Origin of the sequence: Clostridium boliviensis (genome assembly GCF_033342255.1) — a bacterium.
In the GTDB taxonomy this organism is placed as follows: domain Bacteria; phylum Bacillota; class Clostridia; order Lachnospirales; family Lachnospiraceae; genus Lacrimispora; species Lacrimispora boliviensis.
Map to the genome: position 1 here is coordinate 1 of NZ_JAWONS010000186.1, position 26,800 is coordinate 26,800.

Genomic DNA, 26,800 nt, shown 5'->3' on the forward strand with positions numbered 1-26,800 from the left:
AAAAGGGGCTGACGCTGACGCGACAACCCTTACTTACTCAGTCTATAATTTATTTATGTTCCTTCCACATACACTCCATAACTTCCATATGTGTAAATACTGCTTTAAATGAAGAGGCTTCCGGGCTGCAGGCATAAACTCCAAAGGAGATTACCCCTGTGCCTTCCCACAAATGGCAGATCCTATGTAGTGGCCCAATCTGAATAACCATGGTTTCAGTAAATTTCCTCTCACTTTTTGCTTTTTCCACCATGGAATTCTCCCTATTTATAAACTATTAAAAATAACAGTCTTTTCTTTCATAGATATCTTACCTACCTGGTACCCATATTCAGCCAGCTCCTTCTTGTATGTCAAAAAAGAGTGATCCAGAGGTATCCCTGCAATCTCACTAATTTCATCAAAAGTCAGTTTGAATGACGGACTGCCATTCTTCTTTACGTATTCCCATAAGGCATTGTATTTGCTCATTTTCCCCTCTCATTTCAGAATTCATATTCTTTACATTAATTAACTTATCATCTGCTGCCAACATTAAGCAGAACATGGGCATAATCGTTTTAGCCCAAGCAGTTTTGCAGCTCCGGCAACCGTTATCCCAAAAAATATTACTTCTTTCCCAATATCAAAATACTGAACAATCGTTCCGTTACACAATGTACTTCCTGTGCATAATACCACATCTGCCCAGTCAAGCACAACCTCTTTATAATCATCGATTCCGTGTTCCACTTCTATCCCATACCGGATCTGTCCTACATTTTTTGTATTTAAATCAAGAACGCGTACTGTAAAGTCTTTGGATAATGCTTCCAGAATGGAAGGCTGATATCCAATAAGTGCAATTTTTTTATCTTGATAGTCTCTTTTAACAATCTCAAGTATTTCTTTTGCACAATTTTCCGGTTCCTCCGTACGGCAGTGAATCGTATGTTCAGTCAGCCCCAGTTTTGCCATAACTGCATTCAATGATGCAATAAAAAGCCCCCGGCTATGGAGATCCTTATCCAGATCCAATGTAAGGATCTCCCTGAGAGTTCCTTTAAACTCCGATGGTGCATCAGTAAATGCCTGTCCTTTCGCCCCCTGATATTCTGCCTGCAGCATCACTTCCCTGCCAGTGAGGATAGGGAAATCCTTTCTGCTGGTATTACCGATTGCTTCTTCCGGTGTCAGGCTCTTTGACACAATATGTACCTCATCCATGGTAAGACTGTTTTCTTCCACCAGAGCCTTAAACTTATTCTTTAATAAATCCATTAACTCTTTCTGGTTCATACACACGCTCCTTTCATAATACCAAAAAAATGATTTAATTCTTCATATTCATAGGAATCAAAAATCTCATCGCTGTTACGCACCGCTTTTAAACAGCCTCTATCCATGATTCCAATCCTGTGGGCAAGTTTCTGGGCTTCTGTAAAGTCATGGGTCACAAATAAAATCGCGCAGTCAAATTGCTCGTTAATTTTTAAAAGTTCCTGATACATAATTGCCTTGGTTACCGGATCCAAAGCAGAAAATGGCTCATCTAACAGCAGAACGCCAGGGTCTAACACCAGTGACCTGGCCAAAGCCGTGCGCTGCTTTTCTCCTCCGCTTAATGTGTCCGGATACTGTTCCAATATGTGGGATATGGACATAATCCCAGCCATATGATCCACCTTGTCTGCAATTTCCATTTTGGACCTTCTCTGCATTTTTAAGCCATAAGAGATATTCTTTCTCACTGTCATATGAGGAAAAAGACCATAATCCTGATAGACAAAGCCTATTTTACGTTCAGTCAGTGGAATCTTAAGAACATTCTTCCCTTCCAGAAAAATCCCCCCTTCCAGGTTCCGGTAAAACCCCGCGATTGACTCCAGAAGCAGGGTTTTTCCTGCTCCGGTCTTTCCCAGGATTGCGAATATCTCCTTCCTTTGAATATCAAATGATATGTTTTTTAATTGAAAATCACCCATTTTTAAGAAAACATTTTTCACTTCAACTGCTGATACCATTATTGATTCACATCCTTTATCCGTGTATGACGTCTGGTGGTTCCTCCAAGAAAAGTAGTAACAGCAAGAGACATTGCTGAAATTATCAGTAAAATGATAGCACAGGCCATTGCCATGCCATTCTCTCCTGTAGATATATTTAAATAAATACTGGCTGGCAGAGTCTCTGTTTTCATCCGCGTAACACCCACCAGCATCAGCGTTGCTCCGAATTCTCCAAGCGCGCGGGACCAGACGAGCACGATCATCGTGATAATGGATTGTCCGCACAAAGGGAGAAGTATGGTGCTAAACCGTTCCCAGCGGCTGGCTCCCAGCGTACCGGCAATGAATTCGAGCCTGTTATCAATCTGTGACATGGCATTTTTCATCAGCCTTACTGCAAAAGGCAGATTAACCGTCAGCTGCGCCAATATGATTCCTTTTCTGTCAAACACAACCTTAAAGCCCAGATTCTTTAAAGTTTTCCCAAAGTCTGAGGAAAATACCACCAGCAGGCACAGTCCCAGCACCAGGTAAGGAAGGGCTAATGGCATCTCGATTATAATCTGAGACGCCTTTTTAAACGGCATGGCTGTTCTGGTAAGACCATATGCGCATGGAACAGCAAGAATCGCACAAATACTGGTGGAAATGCTTGCCGTATAGATGCTCAACCCAATAGAAAATCTTACCTCCCTGGACCGGAGGGCTTCGTTCAAATAAGGAAATCCTCCAATTATAATGGAAAGAAGTGCAAATAAAATAAACAGCACGATACCCGCGGTTATCATAATTGATAAAAGATCAAAGATGTTGTAGGAATGTCTGTCTTTCAATGTTTCTCCTTCTGTTATTTATTTTTTATCACCTCATAGCCAAAATTTTCCCAGATTGTATGGGCATTATCAGAATCCAGATAGTTAAGAAACGCAGTAAGTGCCTGAGTGTCATCACAATAGGACAGGGATGCAGCCGGAATGGTTTTTATGTATTTTTGCATCTCATCCGTATCCACGATTTCTACAGACGAATCCGTCACATTCTCTTTCCAGACAATTATGGCATCGCATTCATCTACTTTAAGGGCATTAAAGATTTCCGGGGCTGTGGTAGTCCTTGCTATTACATTTACCTGATCAAGCACCCCTGCATCAGTAAGTGCCTTGTCTGAGATTTTTCCAATGGGTGTGGACTTGGTATCACCTAAGACCAGACGTACATTTTTTTCCGACAGATCCGAAAGTCTGGTTATCTTTAATGGATTACCGCTTTTGACAGCAAGAACTGGTATGTGTTTGACCAGGTCTTTGCTTGCCGTAACTACATCGCTCACTGGTTTCAGCTCATCTGCAGAACCTGCAACAAACAAATCCCCTTCTTTTGCAGTATTGATCTGGGTCTGAATCTGACCTGCATTAGCAAAGGTGATCTCTAAATCACATCCGGTCCTGGTCTTGAATTCATCGGCAATCTTCTGAAATGGTTTTGTCATTCCTGCACCGCAGTACACAGAAAGCGTATGACCGCTTAAATCGGTTGGTTCTGCCTTCGTGTCTGTTTGTTTTGCTGATTCTGATGCCGGATTACTGACGTTTTTGGCACAGCCACTCACACTTAGAGAAATAATCACTGCACACATAGTAACCATACATGTTCTTTTCATAACATCCCCTCCTTGTAATATTTTGGTAATTTCCAAATATTTCCATATGTTATTTCTCAGTGTAATCCCTTGCTTATATGCTGTCAACAAAAGAGACCCTTTTGTTTTAAAAAAACGGCGATGTTCATCCGTTTTTAACTAAAAGGGTCTTTTAAGTTATTTTAATTAAACAATCGGGTTAACCATATCCTTTAATAACCCTTCAAACCACTGAATATTTACCAAGTGATGAGAACGTGAATTTTCCAGCATTTTTCTAAAATAATCAGAGATAGTTTCATCGTGCTGAATTGATTGTTCTAATAGATATATTTTCTTTTTAGATTGTTCAATTTGTATTTCTATTAATTTTTTTAGCTCATTATCATTATACTCATTACCAAACAGCATAGCTGTATAAAAAGACAAATTTACATAATCGGTTTTAGAACCATATTTAAACATCAGCTTTTCAAATTCCCTGTTACCTGCTTCCGTGATAATATAATTATTTGTCTCTCTTGTACTCTCTGTCGGGTTAACCTTTTTTATATATTGTTTCTCATCTAATTGCTGAAGATTGTAATAAAAGGATCCTTTCGTAAAATTCACAATATATTTATAGTGCCGCTCTTCCATTAAGGTTAATAATTCATAACCATGAGATCCAGGGTTTTGCTTTAATAAACCTAAAATTAGTAATGGTATCAAAATTACCTCCTCTAAAACATAATTGATTTACATGACATGAGATAAAAATTCGTCATATGATATTTTCCCCATAGCAAACTCCATACTTTTTATATATCCCTTTTCTGTTTTGGTATATGTCCTGGATTGAAGAAGGCTTAGTGATTCATCTTCATTTATCAATGGTTTCAATACATGATGCTTATTAGAAAAAGCATCAAAATATCGTATCCCGAATTTCCTTTGAGAAATTGAATTAAAATGTATACCATCATGATTGGAAGTTAAACCTGTAGCTGTGACAAAGTAACAATTATCCTGCTCGAATGCAAACCGTTGTAGCTCTTGATTAATATATTCATATTCCGTACAATTTTTCCCGAATCCTTCTTTGCCCAAAAAATCACCTAAGCCACCAATAATAATTGGAATATCCGGGGCATCTAATTCTTTTCTAAGGGCATCAAATATTAATAATAATTTATTATAATATACTTTGTAGTTACCATTTATACTGTCGCTTTCTCCCTGATGCCACAGAATTCCTGCTAAATCACTACTTTGCATCGCAAATTTAGCTTCCGTTACCGCATGTCTAAATAGCACCTCGTCTGCAGCCCACTCATCTAATACGCTTCCACCTTCCGCACAGGGAATCAGACCAATCACCTCTTCCTGATTCTGACGGCACCATGCATCTGCGAATGAACCAGCGAGACTTATTCCTGAAACAGGGCGATCATAATTAATGGGTTCGGTCATCATCTGCCATCTGCCATTACGTAACATTTGTATTCTTTCATTATAAATAGGCGGTACCTCATGTATAAAGCCTCTTCCAGCCATATTAGACTGCCCTATCATTAAAAAAGATTTCATTATTTTATATCCTTTCTTTTGTTTATAATAATTTAATACATCATTAGTCTAATTAGACTATACCCCTTTGTTAATTATAGTCTAATTAAACCAAATGTCAACTGGTATGTGATTGGAAACTGATATTACGAAAAAGCACCTGCCGTTTCTGATATGCCCATGCAAAGCGAAAGGGGATATGTGAAACAGCAGATGCCGATGTGAGAAAGATTTAATTATTTAAAAATTATTTTTTCCTTCTTCTATTTTATTAACTTCAGCATTATCAGAAATTAATGCTTTTTCTTCCTGCAGCACTTCAGAAATCGCCTCATTCAGGAAATGTGCTTTTTCAACTTTTACCAGGCTTTTTCGCACTGCTTCTTCAATTTCATATTCCTCCTGTAATCCAATCTTTAAGGAATAAACGAGCAAAATCAAGAGAATAGCAAAAGGTAAGCCTGTCATGACAGAGGCCGTCTGTAGTGAGCTTAAGCCTCCTCCAATCAACAGCGTTGCCGCAACAACTCCTTCCATAACAGCCCAAAAGACACGTTGGGGAACTGGTGAGTCAAGCTTTCCACCTGATATCAAATGGTCAACCACCAAAGAACCGGAATCTGAGGACGTAACAAAAAATACTGTTACCAGAATAATTCCCACAGTAGATAGCAGTGATGACCATGGTAAATGCTTCAGCATGGCAAACAGAGCTACTGATACATCCTGTGAAACGACAGTTGCAATATCTCCAATATTATTCGTCTGCAGATATAATGCTGTTCCCCCAAACACGCTCATCCATAAAAAAGACAGCAAAGATGGAATCAGCATAACACCTAATATAAATTCTCTGACAGTTCGTCCTTTTGAAATACGTGCAATAAACATTCCAACAAACGGAGACCATGAAATCCACCATGCCCAGTAGAAAATTGTCCATTTACCTTGCCAGGAGGTGTCGCGGTAGGTCTCAGTCCAAAAACTCATTTCCAGAAGCCCTGAAATATAAAAACCTAAATTCTGGGAGAATCCACCTAAAATGTATACGGTTGGTCCTACAATCAATACAACAATCATAAATACACCAGCCATTATCATATTAATCTCACTGAGCCGTTTTACTCCACCATCAAGTCCCAGAACAACAGAAATGGTAGCAAACCCGGTTATAACTATGATAAGCACGATCTGTATCCCCGTACTCATTTGTATTCCAAATAAATAATTCAGACCAGCATTAACCTGTGCAACTCCCAATCCTAATGATGTTGCTAGTCCAATGAGTGTTGCAAGCACTGATAAAACATCTATCATATTTCCTAAAATTCCATAGATCTTATTTCCTATCAAGGGATAAAATACAGATCTGATTGTCAATGGCAATCCTTTATTATAAGAAAAAAAGGCGAGTCCCAATCCAACTATAGAATAAATTGCCCACGGATGAAATCCCCAATGAAAAAATGTAGTTGCCATTGCTGCCTGTGCTGCCACCGCGGACCCCTTCTCGATCCCTCCAAACATAGGCGACGGATTCTGTAAATGGCTAATCGGTTCTCCAACGCTCCAGAATAACAGACCAATTCCCATCCCAGCACTAAGCAGCATCGCATACCAGCCAAACTTACTAAACTCAGGCTGTGCATTATTTCCCCCAATCTTAATATTACCAAATCTGCCAAATGCAAAATATAACGCTGCTATGATAAAAATATTCGCTGCTACGACAAAAAACCAACCTGCATTCTTTATAACGCCTGTCATCAATTCCGAAAATATATGTTCTGCTTTAATCGGAAATACTAAAGTTAGTAATATAAAAACAAACAATAGAGCAACGGATATCAATGTAACCTGTGGATGTATATCGAAACCATGGCCTGACCAGTTATTCTCACCTGGTTCCTGTCGTCCTTCTTCATCAAATAATGAAGGTGTAAGTCTTATCTGTAATCCCTTAAACGGTTTACGATTTTTAATTGCTTTTCTACGTGCTTCTTTTTCTGCTTTTTTTAACTTCGCTGCTAAAATTTTTTTCGATTCAATTTCTCTCTTTTCATCTATCAAACCTTTACCTCCTAAATTATATCTACTATAGTTTAACTTTAAATCCTTAATTTGTCAATTTAGCCGATCAACTATTGTAGATTTCTATACAAATAAACAGTGCTGAATCGAGTAAATATATACATATTTACTAATTCCAGACTGTTTGTAACCTGAATCAATGATTATGCAATATAAAGTATTTCCATCATAATCTTCTATATACGGTTGGATCACTTTATTCCTCATGCCCTTTTTTTCTGAAAATTTGCCAAAAAATGCCTTGAGATATCAATACTCTCAAGGCATATTATAACTTTTCTCCTGTTTTGCTACTAAAGAGCAATACAAGCTGTTATTCTCTAACAAATCCTCATGGTATCCGATTCCCGAGATCTTTCCATCTTTAAAAATAACAATTTGGTCTGAGTTTCGAATGGTTGATAAACGGTGAGCAATTATTATTGTTGTTCGTCCCTTCATCAGCCTGTTCAGAGAATTTTGAACCAGAAATTCTGAAGTGCTGTCAAGATGTGATGTAGCCTCGTCCAAAAGTAAAATTTCAGGGTTTCTAATTAGTGCCCTGGCTATTACTATTCTCTGTCGCTGTCCTCCTGACAGATTTGTTCCCCGTTCACCCACATTAGTATGTAACCCTTGAGGAAGTCCTTCAATAAATTCAAGCAAGCCCACGTCTGATAAGGCCTGAATAAGTTCTTCATTACTGCAATTATCAATCCCATAGGTCAGGTTTTGATGAATTGTTCCCTGCATTAATGGGGCTTCCTGAGAGACATATGCAATCTTCTTTCTCCATTCATAAAGAGCAAAATCCTCAATAGGTACACCTCCATAACAGATATTACCGGAGGATGGTTGGTAAAATCTTTCCAATAAAAGAAAAAAGGTAGTCTTTCCTACACCACTTTCGCCAATGATTGCTGTTACAGATCCTTTGCGAATCTTGAAATTAATGGATTGAAGTATCATCCTCTTATCATAATATCCAAAACTTAAATCCTGCACATCAATATCCTTAGAAGCTAAAAGATGTTCTGACAATTCTCCTGATATTACAGGTTCTTCTTCTTCACCAAGGAGCTGGTTGATTCTATCCGCAGATACCATGAATTTTAAAAGCTTAGCAGAGAAGCTTCCAAAGATAGTGACCGGACCAGTCAGCTCATAAAGATAAAAAATGATAGCCAAAAATTGTCCCGCTGATAAGCTTCCTTGGGAGACCCTAATGCTGCAGTAACCAAAGATAACCAGAAACAGAAACAGAAGTAAGATGTTGGCACATGGCTGAATAAAAGCAAAAATTTTATTTTCCAGGATACTGAGGTGAAATAAATTTTTTATTATTTTTTGCCCTTGAGTACTTTCATACTTCTCTGCCTGACTGGTTTTTATTGTTCTGATTTCATAAAGAACCTTATTGATCCTATTCTGGAATTCTTCAGTTTCTCTTTGGATAGATATAGATATATTATATTCCTGTTGTGCTATAAATGAAATCAATATAAGAGTAACAGGAACCGATAAAAAGATCAGCAGTGATATTTTCCAGTCAATGGTAAAAATAATAACACCTATTATCACCAGGTAAACAATACCAGATATAATGGAAAATGTCTCAGTAGTGAAAAAATCTTTAATGACTACAGTATCATTAGTTATCCTGCTCATGGTTTCACCATTGCTGGAAGAATCATAAAAGTGAATTGGCAGCCGTAATATCTTTTCCCAAATTTTAAGTCTAAGATTCTTCAATAAACCTGCTGCCAGATTTGAAAGCATGAGATAGTGAAAAGATGAAATAAGCAGTTTTATAAATAAAATCATAAGAACAGGTAAATAATTGAGGATGCTCATATGAGCATCCATAAGAGGATTGTCAATCATATCCATGACAGCTACTGGTGTTACAACAGTAGCCGCAATTTCAAACAAGGCAGCAAGGATGGCGAATATGACACGTTTTCTGGATGGTAAAAAGTACATGATACTCTTAATTGCCATACCGCCTTCCCTTAATCTGATCCAATATTCTTTCAACTGCTACCTCCTTGTATAAGCCTGCCTCTGATAAATTCTTCACTCATCAAATAAGTAATGTTCAATTTCTCCCGACGGCATTCCAATTCTCTCTAATTGATCCCAAAGATCTTCATAACCAGTTAAAGAATAAGTTTTCCACAGTTTCGCAACCAAGGCTGTAATAAAATAGTTTGCGATGCTGGAACCAAGCGAAACATTTCCTATCATTTTCTCAGAATTATCATCGTAATCAATCCATTCCGGAGTTGCCTTTACTATGTTTAAAGTTTTGTCCAACAGTATCATATTATAAATAGAAGTAATTCCGATACCCATAACATTAGAAAAAGAAAATGGATAGCATTCCTTTTTAGTCTCAATGTCCCGGGGAGCAATGACAATACAACCTTTTAATACAGCATAATCACACGCATTCTGTAAACTGTCTCTAAAATCAAGAGATGAGGTTGCACCGCCAACTGAAATGATATCAGCACCAGAATCAGCTGCCAAATATATACCTTCAATCATATTTTCACATCTGCAGTCTCCATCGGAGAGAGCTCTTACAATAAATAATTCTGCATCAGGATATATGCTTTCTATTATTCTCACTGCCAGGTTTCCATGTTCTTCCTCAGAATAAAAATTATTATCTGTTTTTACATTTCCGTTTTCATAAAAAACATGAATTCCACCTGTGATATTTCCACTTCTACTTTGACTGATGCCAGTATCAATAATAGCCACCATGGTATGTTTATTTCTTCCAGGACCATCTTTGTTAACCTGATTCAAAAGAAGGCAGCTTTCTAAGAATTTTGCGTTATTGAAAACTTCTACTTTGTGAATCTTTTTTATTTTCTGAATCTGTACTTTGTTAATTCGGCAAAATAATACTCTGTATTCATCTAACGTGAGATTTAATTTACCAAGGTATTTAGATTCGGCATAGATATCCGAATCTGCCGGTTCTAAACCTTTCAAACGAATCGTATGGGTATCCTCATTGTAATACATCCCCTGCAAATAATGATTGACGAATTCCTTATAAAACAAAAGCATTAACTTATCACGATCTGTATGACTATCGGTATTTAATCCAGGCGGAGGTAATATAGTAAAAAATTTATCAATATACTTATATACAGAATTGTATCTTGTTTCCGCTATAAGTAAAATTTCTTGTCCCGGGTATTCAAAACAAGAATTTAAAAACAAAAAAGCCTGTTCAATAAAGAAAAACATCTTTTTGCTTCCCCGAAATTCATCTGAAATAATCAGAATATCAATATGTACCAGCCAATCACCAGCCCTTTTAATTCTCTTCCATGTAATCAACCCTTCAATATTGTCATTAATAAGCAATACTGCAAGAAAAGAATTTTTATGGAATAATCTGCTAAATAAATTAAAAGTCTGGTTATGATTGTCAAGGTTACGTCGCATGAAATAATAAATAGATTTGGTTTGCTCATTCCATAGGATAAATTCATTCCGATTAAAATCCATAAACTCCACACGCATATTTTCTGATCGCTTAATAATAGTCATCATATATTGACCATACCTATTTCGTATTCTCTTATCAGCATTCGATAGATTGATTCCTTATAATCATCGTTACATGCAGGAACACAATAATCCCCTTTTAAGGTTTTATTATAAACACGGCACCCCCCCATACAAAGCCCCCTTACATCACAGTCCTTGCAGAGATCAAACTTATTCAGATGGTAAAGGTTTCTGGTATTTAACGTCCGCTCTTTGATGAGTTCATATCCGTCAGTGAGCACATTTCCAAGAATTTCAGAGGTAGGAATTCCACACATATAGCAGCTGCCATCAGGTGATACGGTTATCTGCTTTCCAATTCCACATATTTCCCGGAAGGTAATAGGCATAGGAGAAGAATCACATAAATTATTTTTTATAAGCTGGGTATGTACATCAAATAATAGTTTTTCAAAATCCGTATAACTGCTGATAAGTCCCTGTTCCGCCAGATCCCTTCCTCTGCCAACAGCTCTGGCGATGGAAAAGGAGAAATGATTTCTATCATTTAATAAGGAGCGGTTTTTTATCAAAAAGGGAATAAAGTTTTCTCTGATATCTTTTTCATTAATTCTTGTAACTGTAGTATGTATATTAAGGCTAATTCCCTTTTCATTTAGATAATGCAATGTATTCATAACTTTTTTAAAATTACCATTACCTCGGATTTTATCATAAATTTCTTCTGTAAAGCCATCAAGACTTATCTGAAAATCACTTATATTATCCAATAAAAAGTTGATTTTGCTTTCATCTTTATCAAGCCAGTCACTGATTAGAAATCCATTGGTTAAAAGAGTTATACCCGCTGTGTTTGGCTTTATGTAACGAACAAAGTCTGTTAACAATTCTGCATTTAGCAGCGGTTCACCACCTGATATTGCTACCTTAGGCTTATGTTGAAAAATATTGAGCAGTTCGTCAAAAGCCCTGCAAAATGTATTGGTATCTGCACTCATCATATCTGGAAATTCAGTTGCAAAGCAGTGAACACATTCTGCATTGCATCTATATGTCATGTCAAACTTGATATCAAGTATCTCATCAGCAGTATCAAAAGGCTCAGTATGTTTATTGGCATGCACAATATCACCAAGAAGCTTCTGGTACTTCTGACGTACCTCTTCTTCCGTACAATGATCGAACTTGGTGCTATAATATTCAAAGGCATCACCAATACTCATACCGTCATATAGCTTTTGAAAGCAATCCATTCCTTCATCATCTGTCACAAAATAATTCTTAAACTCAGGAAATAGAACTAAATTAAAATGATCTATTTTTATAGAACTGTATCTGGTGGTAAAATTAATTTGATTGTTATATTCTAATACCATAAATAGTCTCCTTTCTGAAGCAAGCTGCGGCAATGTATTGAGTATCAAAACATAGCCGCAGCGCTTTAAATAAATCAATTCCTGTTAAAGCCTTCAGGAATTATTAGCAGGTACAATTGCTTTTACCATTGGACCCCCATAAAAAACCACCGGGTCGGTTGCAGTTGGCACTGCTTTTACTATTGACCTGAAGCTTAACACGGTTATCTTCAGGAATCGCAAATCCCTGCTTTACATTTTTCTTCTCCTTATTCATATTTTCACCACCTTTCTAGATATGTATTATTTATATTAAACATTAAAACAAATGCTTAATATCAATATAATTAACTATTATTTACTTTATAATTTATAGTATATTTAATATATAATCAATAAAGTGGGATATTTGAAAGTTTTCTGGGATATAATGTCTCAACTTCCCCGGCATATAAAGACCCAGGTTATAATTACGTGATTAAATCAGTACAACTAAAATCAGGGATAAGGCTTTTATTAAAAAGGCTTATCCCTGATTTTTCTATATTTTATTAAAATGGGTTTCCTATTTTGATCTTATGATTCTAAGAAGCAGGAATAAGTACTTTAATGCAGAAGTATTTCTCCATTTCATAGATATCGATATACCCATCATATTTTTTAATAATATCATTTATTTGTGGTATTCCATACCCATGATCCTTTTTTTTGTTTTTTGTAGTTCTAAGATTAGAATTTACTCCTAATATCGAAGTTTCAATAGTGTTCTTTATAAAATATGTCTGATATCCAGCTTGTTTATATATTTCAATATGGATCTGTTTTTCTTTTTGCCTTTCCACAGCTTCTATTGCATTATCAAGAATATTACAGAGTAATATGCATAAATCGAATTCTTCTATGTATGGTTCTTTTAGATCTTCTATCTGGGCATATATTTTAATATTCTTTTTATGAGCCTGACTAAGTTTATGGTTAATGATAAAGTTAAGAGAGTTGTCAGTAAGTTTAATAAAATTATTATTTAAATCCGTATTATTTATCAATTCTGATATATATTTTTTTGCAACCTCATAATTCTGGTTTTCTATATTGAATGCTATATATGTTAAATGATTTTTAATATCGTGTTTAATTCGGGCAATTTTATCAGCTTGCCGCTTATTATCTTCTAAAAATTGCTGATCATGTTGATTCATCTGCATTAACAGATAATTAAAATTTTTAATACATTTTTTATTTTTTAGATTAAAATACATATAATAGTAAATGAACTGACTGGTTACTAAGCCGATAACAACCAATATAAAACCATAACGTTCTTCAGAGATGTCATTGCTAAGCGTGATTAAAATAACTACAATAAAAACAATATGATATAGAAAGTTAATTAACTTAGGCTGAATATTTTCACTGTCAGGCTTGTCAATCCAATTATAACCATTAAAACGAAGTAAGAAAAAAACTGCCAAAAAACAGTCAAATATAAGAAGGCTGAATTGTAATATACTCATAATTAATCTTATCGCAAACTCCTTTTATATTCAGATATTAAATTAATTCTACGATTTCTACTTAGCGGAAGCAAAATCTTCTTATTACTACAATTAACTTCAACAATAGTTTCCCTGATAAGATAAACATATTTTAAATTTACTAAAAAGCCACTATGTATACGGACAAATTTTTTGCCTTCCAGTTGTTTCTCTATATGTTTTAGAGTAGATCGATATACATAAGAATCTCCATTTAAAACAACTTTTACATTATTATGCAGAGATTCAAAATAGATAATATCGTTGACCTTAACTTCCTTGTTGGTAACAAGATTAATAGGTATATTAAAAATTTCCATATTATTTTTAATAATAGTAACAGCACTGACCAATGCCTCATTCAATTCATCCATATGAGATTTTCTGATAAATCTAAATGGCTGGAATTTAAAAGATTCATATACGTACATGTCCATGTTAGTAATAAATAAAACCAGTATCTGATTGTTATGCCTTCTTACTTCCTTTACCACATCAAAGCCTTTTATATCAGGCATCTCAATATCAATCAATAATAAATCTATATGAGTATCTTTCGCAAGATTAACAACTTCATATGGATCGGTATATTCATAACAAGCAAACTTAATTAGTGGGGTAAGTATTAAAATTAATCTTTCTTTAATTAATTTTACAGCACTTACCTCATCATCACAAACAACGATATGTATGTTTTCCATATTCTTTCCCCTTTACTCCCCTAGCTCCCAATTCATGAAGATAAATTAGAAGATTGCTTTTTCCAAAATGTAACTGTTTGTCTTGCCCCCAGTAGTAGATTCTCCACACCCCTTTCTGATATTCTGTTAAGGCTAAAAAAGCCACTGTTTCTTGCTTATATCATAACTCTACTAACTTTTCAACCAATGTGCCAAAATTATACACTTTAGGCTCCAAAATTGGCATATCATTCTTCAAAATTTGGGTTCTATACTGAAGATTTTTGGAACACTATTATTTTTTTCCTTCCTATCACCGCAGCAGGCAATGCCTCTATTGGGAAACATCAGTCGGTTCCGGACCCGCATACTTCATTGAACATTATAGAAAAACAGCTCTAAACGTAAGTAGGGGGCGGGCTTCATAAGAATCCCGCCCCAACTATTGATAAAGAGCTATAATTTGTATGTACTAATCCTACTCCGCTGTATTAAAAGGCAGTTCTTCAAATTTAGGTACGCTATCTAAATCATTATCCCAATTTGCTTTATTCAAGCAAAAAATATGTCCCTGAGGTTTCATGTGTATGTCATTGTCAATACTCCCAGCGGGTACAACCAGCAGCTTTCCATCAAACTGAAGATTTGGCAGCGCTGACCCACAATCAGAGCAGAAGCTTTTTATGTGACCTTCCGAATGGTAGTTAAATATTTTAACTTTTTCTTCACCAGACAGCCATCTTAACCTGGCTGAAGAAGAAAATAGATTAGCGGCATGGGCTGAACCGGTATCCTTACGACATCGCTCACAATGACAAAGAAAAAAATTTTCAAATTCTCCTTCAATCTCAAAAGTAACTTTACCACAAAGACAGGATCCTTTATATTTCATAATCAAATCTCCTTTTAAATCATTTATAAATGGATGTGCATATAAACTCCTCTTGACATGGCTTATTTATTTTTTAAGTATTCTTTTTAAGTAGTCTTCATTAAGTAAATTAACCGTCTCAAAGCTTCCTTTATAAAACACGCCCCAATTGTTGAAAACACAAGGCAATTCTTTGGCCTTTTGCAGAGTATCCACCTGAATGAAAGATGCAGAAACCTCATTCACTTCGCAATACTGTCTTATCGTTTCAATGTATTGACAAATATAAGGGCATTGCATGTCGTAATAAATTGTCAGATCCTGACTTTCAATTTTACTGGTTTTTGCATTTGGTGCAAATTCTGGTGTTGTTCCGTCAAAAGAAAGCGCAAGTAACTCATATCCATCCTTGGTGGTATCAACAACCTCAAATCCAAACTTTTTTGCAAATGATTGATTAGAAAGCCATGACTTTTGCTTTTTTGCCCCCAGCATACAAACACCGGATTTTCCCTTTGCCTTGGCATCGGTTAAGCAATATTCCATCAGTTCTCTGCCATATCCATTCCCTTTAGGAGTCCCGGTAACCCATAAACAATACACATAGTAATAGTTGTCCCCAACGATAGGTACCCATGCCGTTTCCAAAGGTGCATATTCAATAAAAACACAGCCTTTTACATTTAACTTCCTGAAAACATGACCTTCCTTAATGCGGTCTGAAAGCCATTGGCGTTTTGCCTCAACGCCAGGATGCAGCTTTTTACTACGGATAATGCAGCATAAATGCTCATCTGCAAGATTTTCTGTTGTCAAATTAATAAAATCTGTATTCATATTTATCCCCCTCAATTTTACATCTTTTGATGATTATTATACTATAAAATTTTTAACATAATCAATTCCTGTGGTTGTTCAAATGGTGTGTTATCTAAAAAAAGACTCCCTCTGTCTTTGTATCCCAGCTTTCTGTAGAAATGCTGGGCTTCTTCGTCAACCTGAGTTGATGTCATAACCATTTTACAGCCAAGCTCAGACATTTCATGTTCCCAAACCATCATCGCCTGTGTACCAAATCCTTTGCCACGGCAGGATTCATCCAGATAAATCATAGTAAGAAATGGTATCTCATCCAAAAACAGATTGTACCGCATAACCCCTATCGTTTTATCCTCATCACTAATTATATATCCCCGCCTGTCACGGATTTTTAACAGCAGCTCGTTCTCACTCAGGTGCTTATCATACATAAGCCAAAATGCTATATCAGATTCTTTAGCATATCGGATTTTAAACATTTAATACCTCCATTCCGTCATAAGCAAAACAGATACCATTGTATGTTTTTTGCAGTTCCAGATATTCGTCATAAGATTTCCCCCAATCTTCCTCGATATGAGTTATAATAACTTTTTTAATATGATACTTTTCCTTTAATGCCACAATTTCCTCCATGACAAATAGTTCATCTCTTAATGGATTATCCTCCTTTAAGACAAAACCATTTTTTAATACATCACCAATAATTGTATTTCCTATGATTAGAGTTTCTGCATCATAGAATTTATCGTTATCCGGAAATGGTTTAACATCACATGGCGCATAGATTACTTTCTTATCATTTTCGCTAATAAGAAAAATTGTAACTGATTTATCTTCATTAGCAGGAATCATTTCAATATTTATACTGTCTAACTTCAGGAAATTGTCCGCCTGCAGTTTTATCAAACCACATGAAGCATAGTAATCAAGAGCTGAACCGTACTTTGTACCCTGTTTTTTCAGATCTTCCAGCACGGTTGGTAAGGAAACAACTTTTACCGGATCACTGCATTTTATACCTATAGAGTCACTTAACCAGTCCATTTTTAATTGTTCAAATAGTCTCATACCCATTGTATGATCTGGGTCCATATGACTGTACAAAACATAATCCACTCTCTCAATATTGGAATGATTAAGCGAATAAATTAATATCCTCGGGTGTATCAATCAAAACGTTCCCATCTTCAATAAATAAGCTGCAGCCGGTCCTCGCATATGGAACCCCCTTAACTCTGGCTTCCGTGCACACGCTGCATCTGCAGCATGGTTTCGGTGTACTGACACAGCCACCCGATCCAATTATTTTTATTTTCATTCCCTGCGTTCTCCCCATTTCTAAATATATCCCATAACAAAGCTTCGCTGATAAAAAGGTTCTGGTATTGTTCTAATCTTTCTCAAAAATAATCTTAATAAGTTCCTTCTATTTTACCATATTACAATAAATATTCAACTAAAAGCACATGCCTGTTATTTTTTGCTCCCAAATGTCTGGTTTCTGACTTATCCTCACACTTTTCCATTATTCAAACCACGGAGCAGCCTTCCACCCATTTTAAGGGCAATAAAAAAGGAATTCCGGTAGTTGTATAATTGTACTATACCGTAATTCCTAATTGTTCATGGTTTTAATTCAAAGTATTTAAAAACGTCTGTATGCTTGTTGATTGGGGAATATCCTGAGTTGAAGCAAACCATGACAAAAATTCTCCTTTCTGAATAGATGATTATATACATTAAAAAATTATGCAATATGCATGTATAATATAACAAAATTCAAGCGATTATCACAACACTGAACGCTTCAGGTTCTCTAAAGAAAAATCCAGTCTGTCAAACTTTTTCAATATATCCAAATTAGAGGTGATACTTTGTGCATTCCCATAATAATTTCCGATAGCTTGTTCCGTGCTACACCAGCGCTTGCCATCCGGGTGAGGAAAATTCGTTTCAAATGCGTTTAAATCTTCCTCTGGCATTATATGAAGTTCACTCGTATTGCACAGTGTTTCTACAATCGCATCCAGATTTATATCTACAACATTTTTAATTGTTGGATAATGCTCACTTTCAGGCGAGCCGACAAAGTGTACGGGCAATGGCTGCCACAAGTTCCATGTTGCCGGGTCAAATGATGCCGGATCAAATGATGTCGGATCATAGTCAGGATAGCCATTAAGGAGAGTTTTTACATACAGTTTATGCTTGTCTTTCAGCTCCGCCGCCTTTTGATATATATCGCTGCTTTTGTCTGCATATTTGAGTAAAAAGGCGGAAAGGCGTTTGGTCACTCCGGTGTCGGCTTCGTTGGCTTTCTTCGGGTCATAATGAAACCATGGCATATGAGCAAAATTATTGTTAGTTGGGATTCCCTGCATCCCCACCCAGCCGTCTTTTAACAAATATGCTCCAAAGGCAAGGTATTTGATGATCCCCGTTACCATCATATCTTTTATGTTACTAACATAATCACCTGCCGTATCCAGATAATCCAGCGCAATGCATACCGTATAAGGGGATGAATCAGGATTCCAGTTATTGCACTCAATGTTGTATCCAAAACCTCCATCCTCATTCTGGTAACTGGACAGAACCGAAAGGAAGTCCTCACAGCTTCCGTTTTCAAAAAGATAGTTCCACTTGGTAAAATCAAGCGGTCTTGCACTGCGGTGAACCAGCTTTCTCAATCTTATATAATCATCAAGCGATAGTTTTTTCATGCATTTCCTCCTTTTTATTATGAAACATAGAAACCTTTCCATTTAAATTGAAATTGTTATTATCTTGTTTATGGAAATATTGAGAGAATCCTCGTTAAGAAAATGAGCTACTGCTAGTTTATAACAAATACATATAAAAGTCAAAATTACCATTGACAAGTGCATGTGTGTGCATATATAATACATACAGGGTGATAACATGAATAATGAAGAGTTACTAATTGATTGTACCAGGCAAATTGAAGAAAGCATAGATTTTGAATTTTTTAAGGCATTATTTGATCCAGTAAGATGCGATATTATGAAATATCTGGCTATAAATGGCAGAAAGAATATTAAAGATATCTCAGAGAATTTCACACAGGATCGTTCTGTCATCTCCAGACACTTGGATTTAATGTACAGATATGGGATCGTTGATAAAATAAAAGAAAGCAGAAATATTTTTTATCAACTGAACGATAAATATATTCTTGAAAAATTTAAAATAACAACAGACAATTTAAAAAAAATAATACAGGTATGATTTAAAAAGGCGGAAAGCCTTTTTAAAAGCAGTTATATGTGCATTAGTGTGCATTAAAGCATTGCATTCACCCCATTAAATTGAAAGGAATAAAAAATCATGAATGTACTATCAATTTTAGCAAGTCCCAGAAAGCATGGCAATACATCTGTTATATTAGATGAATATTTAGAAGGAGTAAAAAATCTGACTCCATCACCTCAGATTGAAAACATATATCTCCAATCCAAAAATATACAGCATTGTAAAGGATGCAATGCCTGTCAGAGAAGCCGTCAAAGTCCATGCATTATTGAAGATGATATGACGGAGATTTGTAAAAGTGTAGAAAAAGCAGATGTTTTAATTTTTGCTACACCTGTGTATGTTTTTAATATGACTGGCCAGCTAAAAACTTTTTTGGACCGTCTCCATGCAGTTGACCACCAAACGTTATTAAATAAAAAAGTTGTATTACTCACCACTTTTGGTGATATCGATGAAACCAGTGCAGGAGTCATGAATATCGTCCAATCTTTGGAGATGCTGTCAAAGTATCTTGGGATGGAGCTGATACAAAATCTGAATATTAGCACATATGAGAAACCGGTTACTGATAATGTGCAGGCAAAAAGAGCCGCCTATACATTGGGAACAGAGATTATAAAGCAATAATAACATTTAAAGAAAGGGGATTCACATGGTAACAATTATTTTCGCCCACCCGTGGCATGGAAGCTTCAATAAGACCATACTGAATACGATAACAACTGCACTTAAAAAAAAGAGGAAACAATATCATATCATAGATTTAAATAAAGATAATTTTAACCCTGTTATGTCGGAAGGGGAATTGGCTTTGTTTTCCAAAGGTCAGCATAAAGATCCTTTGGTCACAAAATATCAGGATATATTAACAAAATCCGATGAAGTTATTTTTCTATTTCCTGTGTGGTGGTTTGATACTCCTGCCATATTAAAAGGTTTTTTTGATAAAGTGATGTTAAAAAATTTTGCATATACGGAATCAAGTACAGGTTTAAAGGGGAAATTAACCCATATAAAATCAACAAAAGTGATAACAACCGGTCAGTCTCCCCGTTGGTATTTAAAATATTTTGCGGGAAACCTTATTCAAAAAACATTCATCAATGCTACTTTGAAGGGAATTGGTTTGAATCATGCAAAATGGATTCACTGCGGAGATGTTTCCAAGGGTGCTCAGGCAAAACGAGAAATATTTTTGCAGAAGATTGCAAATGATATATAGATCACTCATATTTACCATAAATACATCTCTCTAAAAAGGAGAAAAAGAAAGCCTTGAGACTCCATACTCCCAAGGCTTCTTATAACCTGCTTACTAATAAAACAATTTCGTATAGTTTTCAATTCTCTACAAATCCCCCCAGGCAGAAAGAAGGATTTCCACTTTAAGCTTCATTTAAACGTTTAAAACTTGCTCCCGTTTTTCAAAGGCGTCAATGCTCATCAGTACCATATCACCATCACCTATGGTAAAACATTACCGGCTGCACAATAGATTTCATACCATTCCTCACGGGTCAGATAAATAACTGCTGCCTTCATACAATCTTTTAACCTGTCAGCATTCATCGTTCCTGTCACAGGCTGCATATGAGCCGGATGACGTAGTATCCACGCTAATGCAATGGTGGTATTTGACACTTCATAATTTGCTGCTATTTTATCAATCACTGCATTCAGATTCACGAATTTATCATTATTCAGAAAAACTCCTTCAAAAAAACCATATTGAAAAGGAGACCAAGGCTGCACCGTAATATCTTTTAAACGGCAAAAATCAAGTACACTTCCATCACGGTTGATGGCAGTGTCATCTGACATGTTGACATGAAGCCCAGCAGATATCATAGTAGAATTGGTGATACTAAGCTGTAATTGGTTTGCTATAATCGGTTGATTTAAAAATTTTTCCAACAGCTGTATCTGCATAGGATTCTGATTTGATACACCGAAATTACGTACTTTCCCACTACTGTAAAGCTTATCAAATGCCTCAGCAACCTCCTCTGGCTCAACCAAAGCATCCGGACGATGCAAAAGAAGCACATCCAGATAATCGGTTTTCAGACGTTTCAGACTGTTGTCTACTGCCTCCAGGATATATTCCTTAGAAAAATCAAAATACCCTTTTCGTATGCCGCATTTGGATTGCAGAATTATCTTTTCTCTGACAGTACTGTTCATGTGTATGGCCTTTGCGAACAATTCTTCACAAGTTCCTCCTCCATAAATATCCGCATGATCAAAGAAATTCACTCCACCTTCCAGAGCAGTCTGAACCAGACGTTCTGCGTCGGTTGTACTTAGCGCATTAATACGCATACAGCCAATTGCAATTGCCGGCACCTGCAAATCAGATTTACCCAATTTCATATATCTCATGATAGTTTTCCTCCTCATTTAATCAAGTTAAAATCAACAGAATGTTTTGGGATATCCTTACCGAATATATATTATTATAAACCCTTAAGTTAACTTTAAGTCAATATTTTATTTACTTTAAGGCCTCTTGAGTCGAAAAGATCCGCCGTATAACCCCAGTAATTTTCTCCAACTTCTATTTTCAATTTTTCATGCTGTCTTGAGCGGTTCACCAATTAAATCAAATCAGTTAATACAAAGGCATTAATCTCTCTGTCATCCTTTTGTGCTGTTACAATGATGGAATCGACTCCAAAATACTCTCGTATATTTTCTTTTGTAAGTATTTGATCCGTTTTCCCTACAAGAAATTTGTTTCCTTTTAAAAGTAAGGTCTTATCAGCAATATTTAGCGCATGATTTGGATAGTGTGTATTCATCACACAGGCAATTCCTTTTTCTTTTGCTAATCTTTTTATTATTTTCAGTATTGTGATCTGATTTCCAAAATCGAGGTGAGATTCCGGCTCATCCAATATCAGCAATTGAGGTTCTCCTACTAACGCACGGGCAAGCAACACCATTTGAAGCTGTCCGCCGCTTAACTGATTACAGGATTTATCGCTGATTGCTGAAATGCCTACCTCTTCCAATGCTTTATCGGCATACTCATAATCCTTTTCTCCAGGAGATGCAAATGCCGGCAGATACTTAGCTCTGCCAAACACAACCATATCCCTGACTGAATACGGAAAAGAAAATAGGTGTGCCTGGGGTACATATCCAATCTGTTTTCTTGCGTTGCCGGTATCCTTTCCATCAATGAGTGAATGACCTGATTTCCACTTATAAATCCCCATCAGGCATTTTAAGAACGTAGTTTTTCCTATGCCGTTTGGCCCCATAACAGCAATTATCTCGCCTCCTTCCAACGATAACGTAATATCCTGCAAAATTGGTGTATCTGATGTATAATAAAAACTTCCTTTTTCTACACGAAGCAACATTATGATTCTCCTTTCATTCGGTTATAGATGAATGCAAAGAATGGCGCCCCGATTAACGCTGTCAGTATTCCGATTGGTATTTCAGCTGCAGTAAGATTACGGGCAACACTATCTACAATTACCATAAAAGTTCCACCAAGCAGCATAGATGCAGGAAGTAAGCCCTTGTGGTTCACCCCCATAATCCTTCTGGATATATGCGGAATAACCAGACCTGCCCAGCCAACAATGCCGGAGACCATTACGCAGGCAGCTGTAATAATTGTACTGAGCAGAATAACCGCTATTCGTGCCGCTTGCGGATTTACACCAAGGGAATATGCCTCTTCTTCTCCTAACGACAAAATATTAAGCTGCCACCGTAAAAGCAGCAGCCCTGCAATACCGATAACAATTGGTAAAATAATTATTTTTAAGTCATTGAATTCAGTATTTGCAAAGCTCCCCATTAACCAGAAGGTTATTGTGGGAAGTTGATCATTCACATCAGCAACATATTTAATCAGTGATGTTAAAGCAGAAAATACCGAGGTCACAATAATCCCTGATAAAATATAGGACATGGTTTGAGCCTGCCCCTTGGCTCGAACCATAAAAAGTGTCAGGAGCATACTGATAAGTCCAAATGCCAATGACAATATTGATGTTATCACACCCATGCCAGATGTAAGGAGTATTCCAAGCGCCGCACCAAAGCCAGAGCCGGAACAAACACCAAGAATATCAGGACTGACAAGAGGATTCTGAAATAGTCCCTGCAGTGAAGCTCCTGCTATGGACAAGCCTGCTCCAACAAGTAACGCAATCAGAATACGCGGCAGCCGAACTTGAAACAGGACATGCTCTGCGACTTCAAAGCCTGGATACGAACCTCCAGATAACTTTGCTTCTATAAGCTTTAAGACATCCCCATATTCCATATGGTAACGCCCTCCAAAAAGCGACGCTGCCATTACAAGAACAAGAATCCCTACGAGCAAAATAAACTTTAATTTATACTTATCTTCTGATTTAATTATATATAGTTTTTTATTCATAATCATTATTTCTGCAACTGTCGCGGACTAAGCACAGCAGAAATCAGCTCCTCCTCCAGCGTAATTTTGTACACCCTGCTGTAATAATCTTTAAACATCATTTTAAAATCACTCTCACTCAGCAACTCCGGGTAACTTTTTGAAATCATCCAAAGCGGTGTAAGCGGAGCATCTGAGCATGGTGCACCCCATGAATAGATTCCCTGTGGAATATCAAAGATGGTGTTGTTTTTAAAAGCGGAAAGCAAACTCCAGTCCTGTCCGTTAATTTTATTTTCCAACATAGCAGAAGCAGGACTTCCGATAAATACATAAATAAAATCGGGATTCCACTCGTAAAGCTGTTCCATGTTCACTTCGGCCTGTCCTGATATTTCTGCCGCCGCATTGACAAGTCCGCTTTTTTCAAACCACGTATCTGCATAAGTTCCGTTTCCATATACGGAAATCACCCCTCCCATATTGCTGAAAAGAAACAGTGCAGTCTTTTTTTCTCCTATATATGTATCAAGTGCATCTGCTCCCTTTTTGTTGGAAGCTTCCCATTCGTTCTGAAGAGAAACTGAATTATCTGCCTCAAATATCTCACGCATCAGGTTATCCCATGCTATCGTAACCGTTTCCGGATTGTTATCTCCTTTTTTCATCATATCGACAATAGGTATACCCAGATTTTCAATGCCAGATTTCTGAGCTTCTCCATAATAAAACACAATATCCGGATTAAGATTTAAAAGTTCTTCTGTATTTGAAACAAAGCCTTCACTTACAAATGAGGTATCAACACCATTCCAGTCGGGAAAAAGCTTGCTTACAATTTTAGTATTTGAAGTCGTAAAAGCTCTGGAATTAGCCCCTACAATCATGTCCGGATCAGAAAGAACACCCAAAAGTACTGATGTCGTTGGTGGAGATATAATGACTACACGCTGTATTTCTGCTGCCGCTGGCACAGTCACGATGTTTCCGCCTAAATCGGTTATCGTTCTTATTACTGATGGATTTTCAGGCTCTGTAACAGATACATGTTCAGGCCCCCTGCAGCCTGCTAAAGCCACAGTCAAAACAAAAGATAAAATTAAGAACAATATTTTTTCAGATTTCATTTTATCCCTCCAGTTATTTAAAAATGATTTTCTATCAAAGCATTTGCATGTTTTAAAAATTCCTGAATGATATGAAGTTCATTTTCATTCAGACTTTCAAGATAGGTAAACAATGGACTGTCATATTCCTGATGATACTGATTATGAAGCTTATAAGCTATTTCCCCTTTTTCTGTAAGGAAAAGGCAAAAGCGCTTTTTATCCTCGACATCCTCTTTTTTTTCTAAAAATCCGTGTTCTTCAAGCTTTCGGACAGTTTTTGCTACTACAGCACGTGTTACATTAAACTTTCGTGCCATTTCAGAAATAAATATACCTGGATAATCACCCACCATTTTAATCATGTGGATCTCTCCACGATAAAATTGCATTTCTTCTAAGCCAAAATCTAATACATTTGTCTTTCCATTTGCTATTCGCTCTGTCATCTGTATAAAATCATTAATCACAAGTTTTTGTAACTTTTCCATCTTGGAAACCTCCCGTTCTTTTTAAGTAAAATTCCCCTTGCAGCCCTTCAAATACTCCACCATCGTCGTCACTATGAATATGTTTAAATCCGTGTCTTGTTAAAGCATTTTCAATATCCTTTTTTGTAAGCAGCACATCAAGTCCATCCAAATGGCTGGATAACCAGCCAAGAATACTCTCAGGCGGATTCTGATAATCCTCACTGACATTATGGGTAACAACATATAAGTAACCATTTGATGTTAAAGCGTTATATAACTTGCTCATCACGCAGTCCAAATGGTCTTTTGCAAAATCCAATACTCCTGAGGCAATAATTAAATCATAGCCTTTTCCGATATCATCTGCATTAAAGTCTCCTTCTATCACACTTACATGATCGGAGAGGTTTCTCTCTGACACCAATTCACGTGGGAGCCGTGCTACATTCGGATGCTCAAAAACAACACTTTTGCAATTGGAAAAAGTAGTTGCAAGTTCAATTGCAAGAATCCCTGAGCCTCCTCCCAGGTCAAGTATCTTTTCGGGGGTTTTAGTTCTGTAAAGGCTTGTTACCGCTTGAATCAGAGACTGAACACGCCCTGTATACATTTCAGGAATACTCACCCGAGCAGCCTCATAAAAATCATATACCTCAACTCCTTTATTATTATGAAGAACGTTTTTGTCAGGACCGTTTATCAAACGATCTTCGATATTTTGCAGAGACATCATTTTCTCTCTAAAAAGGATACTCTCGCCCAAATAAACTGAACTTTTTGGATTTAAAAAATCATTACTCTGCTGTGTATTTCTATAAGCTTCGTTATTTTTTTCAAGTAATCCAATGGATGCTAATGCATTTAGCACAAAAGATAAATTTCGCTCATTTAAGTCTGATTTCCCTGCAACAGATTTTGGAGTTTCCCAATTTTCCAGATACGAAAATACTTTTACCCTTAATGCTGTTAAAAGCAGCTCTGTTTCTCGTTTTTGATGAAGCATTTTATAATAAAGCTTTTGATTTCCTTTTGACTGATTCATCTTTTCGCTTCCTTTCGCCGGTTAGTTCTTGCTAACCTATTGTGTGCCAAGTATACATCCTTTTCAATTGTATGTCAAGCATACAATTGAATTAATAGAAAGCCTCATGCAATAAAATGGTAAAGGGCAAATCCAGCTTCCCTTTACCATTTTATTTAATTACTTCAGAAACTTATATAATTTTTGAATGACTATGAATATAAAACTCTTCCTGACTTGGTTGGAATTTCTTTTCCATTTTTTCAAAACTCAAATCAAACTGCTCCATCGCTTTTTCATCAATCTGATAGACTTCGCTTTCGATATAGCGCCATTTTCTTTTGTCCAGACATCCTTCTGTTAACTCTTTTACCAGCATGGCTGCTGGATAGAAGTCTTCTTTTATGCAAATATCAAATTTTTTACAGCTTTTAAACCCACGGGAAACATAATTATCAGGATTTCCAAAAATCACAATGACATCGTACATGCCTCCTG

31 protein-coding genes are annotated in these 26,800 nt (G+C 36.4%); 3 read left to right on the forward strand and 28 right to left on the reverse strand.

Annotated features, from left to right (window positions below; translation table 11 throughout):
• Positions 1-49: 49 nt before the first annotated feature.
• The 21 genes from RZO55_RS12075 to RZO55_RS12175 all read right to left on the reverse strand — a co-directional run bounded on the left by RZO55_RS12075 (position 50) and on the right by RZO55_RS12175 (position 18,765).
• Positions 50-253, reverse strand: a complete 204-nt coding sequence (locus RZO55_RS12075; RefSeq protein WP_318064605.1) for a DUF1349 domain-containing protein — start codon at positions 251-253, stop codon at positions 50-52.
• Positions 254-267: 14 nt separating this feature from the next.
• Positions 268-471 (reverse strand): hypothetical protein, encoded by a 204-nt coding sequence (locus RZO55_RS12080; RefSeq protein WP_318064539.1) that lies wholly within the window; start codon positions 469-471, stop codon positions 268-270.
• 63 nt (positions 472-534) lie between these two features.
• Positions 535-1,278, reverse strand: a complete 744-nt coding sequence (locus RZO55_RS12085; protein ID WP_318064540.1) for a Rossmann-like domain-containing protein — start codon at positions 1,276-1,278, stop codon at positions 535-537.
• A complete protein-coding gene (locus RZO55_RS12090; RefSeq protein WP_318064541.1) occupies positions 1,275-2,003 on the reverse strand; it encodes an ATP-binding cassette domain-containing protein in 729 nt (242 codons plus the stop codon). The genes RZO55_RS12085 and RZO55_RS12090 overlap by 4 nt, the downstream gene beginning before the upstream one ends.
• The gene (locus RZO55_RS12095) at positions 2,003-2,821 is read right to left on the reverse strand and encodes an ABC transporter permease (protein WP_318064542.1); all 819 of its coding nucleotides are present in this window, start codon (positions 2,819-2,821) and stop codon (positions 2,003-2,005) included. Before RZO55_RS12095 ends, RZO55_RS12090 begins: the two co-directional genes overlap by 1 nt.
• 14 nt (positions 2,822-2,835) lie before the next feature.
• Positions 2,836-3,648, reverse strand: a complete 813-nt coding sequence (gene modA / locus RZO55_RS12100; RefSeq protein WP_318064543.1) for a molybdate ABC transporter substrate-binding protein — start codon at positions 3,646-3,648, stop codon at positions 2,836-2,838.
• A 165-nt stretch (positions 3,649-3,813) separates the two neighbouring features.
• Positions 3,814-4,338 carry a PadR family transcriptional regulator gene (locus tag RZO55_RS12105; protein ID WP_318064544.1) on the reverse strand — a complete coding sequence of 175 codons (525 nt, stop codon included), beginning with the start codon at positions 4,336-4,338 and terminating at the stop codon, positions 3,814-3,816.
• 27 nt (positions 4,339-4,365) lie between these two features.
• Positions 4,366-5,199, reverse strand: coding sequence for a sialate O-acetylesterase (locus RZO55_RS12110; RefSeq protein WP_318064602.1), 834 nt, complete (start codon positions 5,197-5,199; stop codon positions 4,366-4,368).
• Positions 5,200-5,415: 216 nt separating this feature from the next.
• Positions 5,416-7,245: a BCCT family transporter gene (locus RZO55_RS12115; RefSeq protein WP_318064545.1), complete on the reverse strand. Its 1,830-nt coding sequence runs from the start codon at positions 7,243-7,245 to the stop codon at positions 5,416-5,418.
• A gap of 279 nt (positions 7,246-7,524) precedes the next feature.
• On the reverse strand, positions 7,525-9,246 hold the full coding sequence (locus tag RZO55_RS12120) for an ABC transporter ATP-binding protein (RefSeq protein ID WP_318064603.1): 1,722 nt from the start codon (positions 9,244-9,246) through the stop codon (positions 7,525-7,527).
• A 75-nt stretch (positions 9,247-9,321) separates the two neighbouring features.
• The gene (locus tag RZO55_RS12125) at positions 9,322-10,821 is read right to left on the reverse strand and encodes a S8 family serine peptidase (RefSeq protein WP_318064546.1); all 1,500 of its coding nucleotides are present in this window, start codon (positions 10,819-10,821) and stop codon (positions 9,322-9,324) included.
• Positions 10,818-12,155, reverse strand: a complete 1,338-nt coding sequence (locus RZO55_RS12130) for a radical SAM/SPASM domain-containing protein (RefSeq protein WP_318064547.1) — start codon at positions 12,153-12,155, stop codon at positions 10,818-10,820. The genes RZO55_RS12125 and RZO55_RS12130 overlap by 4 nt, the downstream gene beginning before the upstream one ends.
• A 103-nt stretch (positions 12,156-12,258) precedes the next feature.
• Positions 12,259-12,411 (reverse strand): hypothetical protein, encoded by a 153-nt coding sequence (locus RZO55_RS12135; RefSeq protein WP_318064548.1) that lies wholly within the window; start codon positions 12,409-12,411, stop codon positions 12,259-12,261.
• A 307-nt stretch (positions 12,412-12,718) separates the two neighbouring features.
• A complete protein-coding gene (locus RZO55_RS12140) occupies positions 12,719-13,648 on the reverse strand; it encodes a sensor histidine kinase (protein ID WP_318064549.1) in 930 nt (309 codons plus the stop codon).
• Positions 13,649-13,656: 8 nt separating this feature from the next.
• Positions 13,657-14,370 (reverse strand): LytR/AlgR family response regulator transcription factor, encoded by a 714-nt coding sequence (locus tag RZO55_RS12145; RefSeq protein ID WP_318064550.1) that lies wholly within the window; start codon positions 14,368-14,370, stop codon positions 13,657-13,659.
• Positions 14,371-14,827: 457 nt separating this feature from the next.
• Positions 14,828-15,241: a GFA family protein gene (locus tag RZO55_RS12150; RefSeq protein ID WP_318064551.1), complete on the reverse strand. Its 414-nt coding sequence runs from the start codon at positions 15,239-15,241 to the stop codon at positions 14,828-14,830.
• Between the two features lie 66 nt (positions 15,242-15,307).
• Positions 15,308-16,057: a GNAT family N-acetyltransferase gene (locus tag RZO55_RS12155; RefSeq protein WP_318064552.1), complete on the reverse strand. Its 750-nt coding sequence runs from the start codon at positions 16,055-16,057 to the stop codon at positions 15,308-15,310.
• A gap of 41 nt (positions 16,058-16,098) precedes the next feature.
• Positions 16,099-16,518 (reverse strand): GNAT family N-acetyltransferase, encoded by a 420-nt coding sequence (locus RZO55_RS12160; protein WP_318064553.1) that lies wholly within the window; start codon positions 16,516-16,518, stop codon positions 16,099-16,101.
• The gene (locus RZO55_RS12165; RefSeq protein ID WP_318064554.1) at positions 16,511-17,134 is read right to left on the reverse strand and encodes an MBL fold metallo-hydrolase; all 624 of its coding nucleotides are present in this window, start codon (positions 17,132-17,134) and stop codon (positions 16,511-16,513) included. Before RZO55_RS12165 ends, RZO55_RS12160 begins: the two co-directional genes overlap by 8 nt.
• Positions 17,135-17,177: 43 nt before the next feature.
• Positions 17,178-17,360 (reverse strand): MBL fold metallo-hydrolase, encoded by a 183-nt coding sequence (locus RZO55_RS12170; protein ID WP_318064555.1) that lies wholly within the window; start codon positions 17,358-17,360, stop codon positions 17,178-17,180.
• Between the two features lie 472 nt (positions 17,361-17,832).
• A complete protein-coding gene (locus RZO55_RS12175) occupies positions 17,833-18,765 on the reverse strand; it encodes a hypothetical protein (RefSeq protein WP_318064556.1) in 933 nt (310 codons plus the stop codon).
• 199 nt (positions 18,766-18,964) lie between these two features.
• Between RZO55_RS12175 and RZO55_RS12180 the strand changes: the two genes are divergently transcribed.
• From RZO55_RS12180 to RZO55_RS12190, 3 genes are all read left to right on the forward strand, one after another.
• Positions 18,965-19,291 (forward strand): ArsR/SmtB family transcription factor, encoded by a 327-nt coding sequence (locus tag RZO55_RS12180; RefSeq protein WP_318064557.1) that lies wholly within the window; start codon positions 18,965-18,967, stop codon positions 19,289-19,291.
• Between the two features lie 99 nt (positions 19,292-19,390).
• Positions 19,391-19,945 (forward strand): flavodoxin family protein, encoded by a 555-nt coding sequence (locus RZO55_RS12185; protein WP_318064558.1) that lies wholly within the window; start codon positions 19,391-19,393, stop codon positions 19,943-19,945.
• Between the two features lie 25 nt (positions 19,946-19,970).
• Entirely contained in the window at positions 19,971-20,540 is a 570-nt protein-coding gene (locus RZO55_RS12190; RefSeq protein ID WP_318064559.1) for an NAD(P)H-dependent oxidoreductase, read from the forward strand.
• A gap of 242 nt (positions 20,541-20,782) precedes the next feature.
• Here RZO55_RS12190 and RZO55_RS12195 read toward each other — a convergent pair whose 3' ends face one another.
• The 7 genes from RZO55_RS12195 to RZO55_RS12225 all read right to left on the reverse strand — a co-directional run bounded on the left by RZO55_RS12195 (position 20,783) and on the right by RZO55_RS12225 (position 26,792).
• Complete coding sequence (locus RZO55_RS12195) at positions 20,783-21,700, reverse strand: aldo/keto reductase (RefSeq protein ID WP_318064560.1); 918 nt, start codon at positions 21,698-21,700, stop codon at positions 20,783-20,785.
• A gap of 215 nt (positions 21,701-21,915) precedes the next feature.
• Entirely contained in the window at positions 21,916-22,686 is a 771-nt protein-coding gene (locus RZO55_RS12200; protein ID WP_318064561.1) for an ABC transporter ATP-binding protein, read from the reverse strand.
• Positions 22,686-23,723, reverse strand: a complete 1,038-nt coding sequence (locus RZO55_RS12205; RefSeq protein WP_318064562.1) for a FecCD family ABC transporter permease — start codon at positions 23,721-23,723, stop codon at positions 22,686-22,688. The genes RZO55_RS12200 and RZO55_RS12205 overlap by 1 nt, the downstream gene beginning before the upstream one ends.
• A 5-nt stretch (positions 23,724-23,728) precedes the next feature.
• Complete coding sequence (locus RZO55_RS12210) at positions 23,729-24,829, reverse strand: ABC transporter substrate-binding protein (protein ID WP_318064563.1); 1,101 nt, start codon at positions 24,827-24,829, stop codon at positions 23,729-23,731.
• Between the two features lie 17 nt (positions 24,830-24,846).
• Entirely contained in the window at positions 24,847-25,299 is a 453-nt protein-coding gene (locus RZO55_RS12215) for a MarR family winged helix-turn-helix transcriptional regulator (RefSeq protein WP_318064564.1), read from the reverse strand.
• Positions 25,271-26,323, reverse strand: a complete 1,053-nt coding sequence (locus RZO55_RS12220) for a methyltransferase (RefSeq protein WP_318064565.1) — start codon at positions 26,321-26,323, stop codon at positions 25,271-25,273. The genes RZO55_RS12215 and RZO55_RS12220 overlap by 29 nt, the downstream gene beginning before the upstream one ends.
• Positions 26,324-26,495: 172 nt before the next feature.
• Positions 26,496-26,792: a hypothetical protein gene (locus RZO55_RS12225; protein WP_318064566.1), complete on the reverse strand. Its 297-nt coding sequence runs from the start codon at positions 26,790-26,792 to the stop codon at positions 26,496-26,498.
• Between the last annotated feature and the right edge of the window lie 8 nt (positions 26,793-26,800).

What these genes read in the sequence shown, in the direction of transcription:
- RZO55_RS12185 (WP_318064558.1), top strand. Translation starts at nt 19,391, where the DNA reads ATGAATGTACTATCAATTTTAGCAAGTCCCAGAAAGCATGGCAATACA.
- RZO55_RS12200 (WP_318064561.1), bottom strand. Translation starts at nt 22,686, where the DNA reads ATGTTGCTTCGTGTAGAAAAAGGAAGTTTTTATTATACATCAGATACA.
- RZO55_RS12210 (WP_318064563.1), bottom strand. Translation starts at nt 24,829, where the DNA reads ATGAAATCTGAAAAAATATTGTTCTTAATTTTATCTTTTGTTTTGACT.
- RZO55_RS12125 (WP_318064546.1), bottom strand. Translation starts at nt 10,821, where the DNA reads ATGATGACTATTATTAAGCGATCAGAAAATATGCGTGTGGAGTTTATG.
- RZO55_RS12140 (WP_318064549.1), bottom strand. Translation starts at nt 13,648, where the DNA reads ATGAGTATATTACAATTCAGCCTTCTTATATTTGACTGTTTTTTGGCA.
- RZO55_RS12135 (WP_318064548.1), bottom strand. Translation starts at nt 12,411, where the DNA reads ATGAATAAGGAGAAGAAAAATGTAAAGCAGGGATTTGCGATTCCTGAA.
- RZO55_RS12170 (WP_318064555.1), bottom strand. Translation starts at nt 17,360, where the DNA reads ATGAAAATAAAAATAATTGGATCGGGTGGCTGTGTCAGTACACCGAAA.
- RZO55_RS12195 (WP_318064560.1), bottom strand. Translation starts at nt 21,700, where the DNA reads ATGAGATATATGAAATTGGGTAAATCTGATTTGCAGGTGCCGGCAATT.
- RZO55_RS12130 (WP_318064547.1), bottom strand. Translation starts at nt 12,155, where the DNA reads ATGGTATTAGAATATAACAATCAAATTAATTTTACCACCAGATACAGT.
- modA (WP_318064543.1), bottom strand. Translation starts at nt 3,648, where the DNA reads ATGAAAAGAACATGTATGGTTACTATGTGTGCAGTGATTATTTCTCTA.
- RZO55_RS12205 (WP_318064562.1), bottom strand. Translation starts at nt 23,723, where the DNA reads ATGAATAAAAAACTATATATAATTAAATCAGAAGATAAGTATAAATTA.
- RZO55_RS12190 (WP_318064559.1), top strand. Translation starts at nt 19,971, where the DNA reads ATGGTAACAATTATTTTCGCCCACCCGTGGCATGGAAGCTTCAATAAG.
- RZO55_RS12090 (WP_318064541.1), bottom strand. Translation starts at nt 2,003, where the DNA reads ATGGTATCAGCAGTTGAAGTGAAAAATGTTTTCTTAAAAATGGGTGAT.
- RZO55_RS12160 (WP_318064553.1), bottom strand. Translation starts at nt 16,518, where the DNA reads ATGTTTAAAATCCGATATGCTAAAGAATCTGATATAGCATTTTGGCTT.
- RZO55_RS12165 (WP_318064554.1), bottom strand. Translation starts at nt 17,134, where the DNA reads ATGGACCCAGATCATACAATGGGTATGAGACTATTTGAACAATTAAAA.
- RZO55_RS12150 (WP_318064551.1), bottom strand. Translation starts at nt 15,241, where the DNA reads ATGAAATATAAAGGATCCTGTCTTTGTGGTAAAGTTACTTTTGAGATT.
- RZO55_RS12220 (WP_318064565.1), bottom strand. Translation starts at nt 26,323, where the DNA reads ATGAATCAGTCAAAAGGAAATCAAAAGCTTTATTATAAAATGCTTCAT.
- RZO55_RS12080 (WP_318064539.1), bottom strand. Translation starts at nt 471, where the DNA reads ATGAGCAAATACAATGCCTTATGGGAATACGTAAAGAAGAATGGCAGT.
- RZO55_RS12075 (WP_318064605.1), bottom strand. Translation starts at nt 253, where the DNA reads ATGGTGGAAAAAGCAAAAAGTGAGAGGAAATTTACTGAAACCATGGTT.
- RZO55_RS12225 (WP_318064566.1), bottom strand. Translation starts at nt 26,792, where the DNA reads ATGTACGATGTCATTGTGATTTTTGGAAATCCTGATAATTATGTTTCC.
- RZO55_RS12180 (WP_318064557.1), top strand. Translation starts at nt 18,965, where the DNA reads ATGAATAATGAAGAGTTACTAATTGATTGTACCAGGCAAATTGAAGAA.
- RZO55_RS12085 (WP_318064540.1), bottom strand. Translation starts at nt 1,278, where the DNA reads ATGAACCAGAAAGAGTTAATGGATTTATTAAAGAATAAGTTTAAGGCT.
- RZO55_RS12155 (WP_318064552.1), bottom strand. Translation starts at nt 16,057, where the DNA reads ATGAATACAGATTTTATTAATTTGACAACAGAAAATCTTGCAGATGAG.
- RZO55_RS12215 (WP_318064564.1), bottom strand. Translation starts at nt 25,299, where the DNA reads ATGGAAAAGTTACAAAAACTTGTGATTAATGATTTTATACAGATGACA.
- RZO55_RS12145 (WP_318064550.1), bottom strand. Translation starts at nt 14,370, where the DNA reads ATGGAAAACATACATATCGTTGTTTGTGATGATGAGGTAAGTGCTGTA.
- RZO55_RS12175 (WP_318064556.1), bottom strand. Translation starts at nt 18,765, where the DNA reads ATGAAAAAACTATCGCTTGATGATTATATAAGATTGAGAAAGCTGGTT.
- RZO55_RS12120 (WP_318064603.1), bottom strand. Translation starts at nt 9,246, where the DNA reads ATGGCAATTAAGAGTATCATGTACTTTTTACCATCCAGAAAACGTGTC.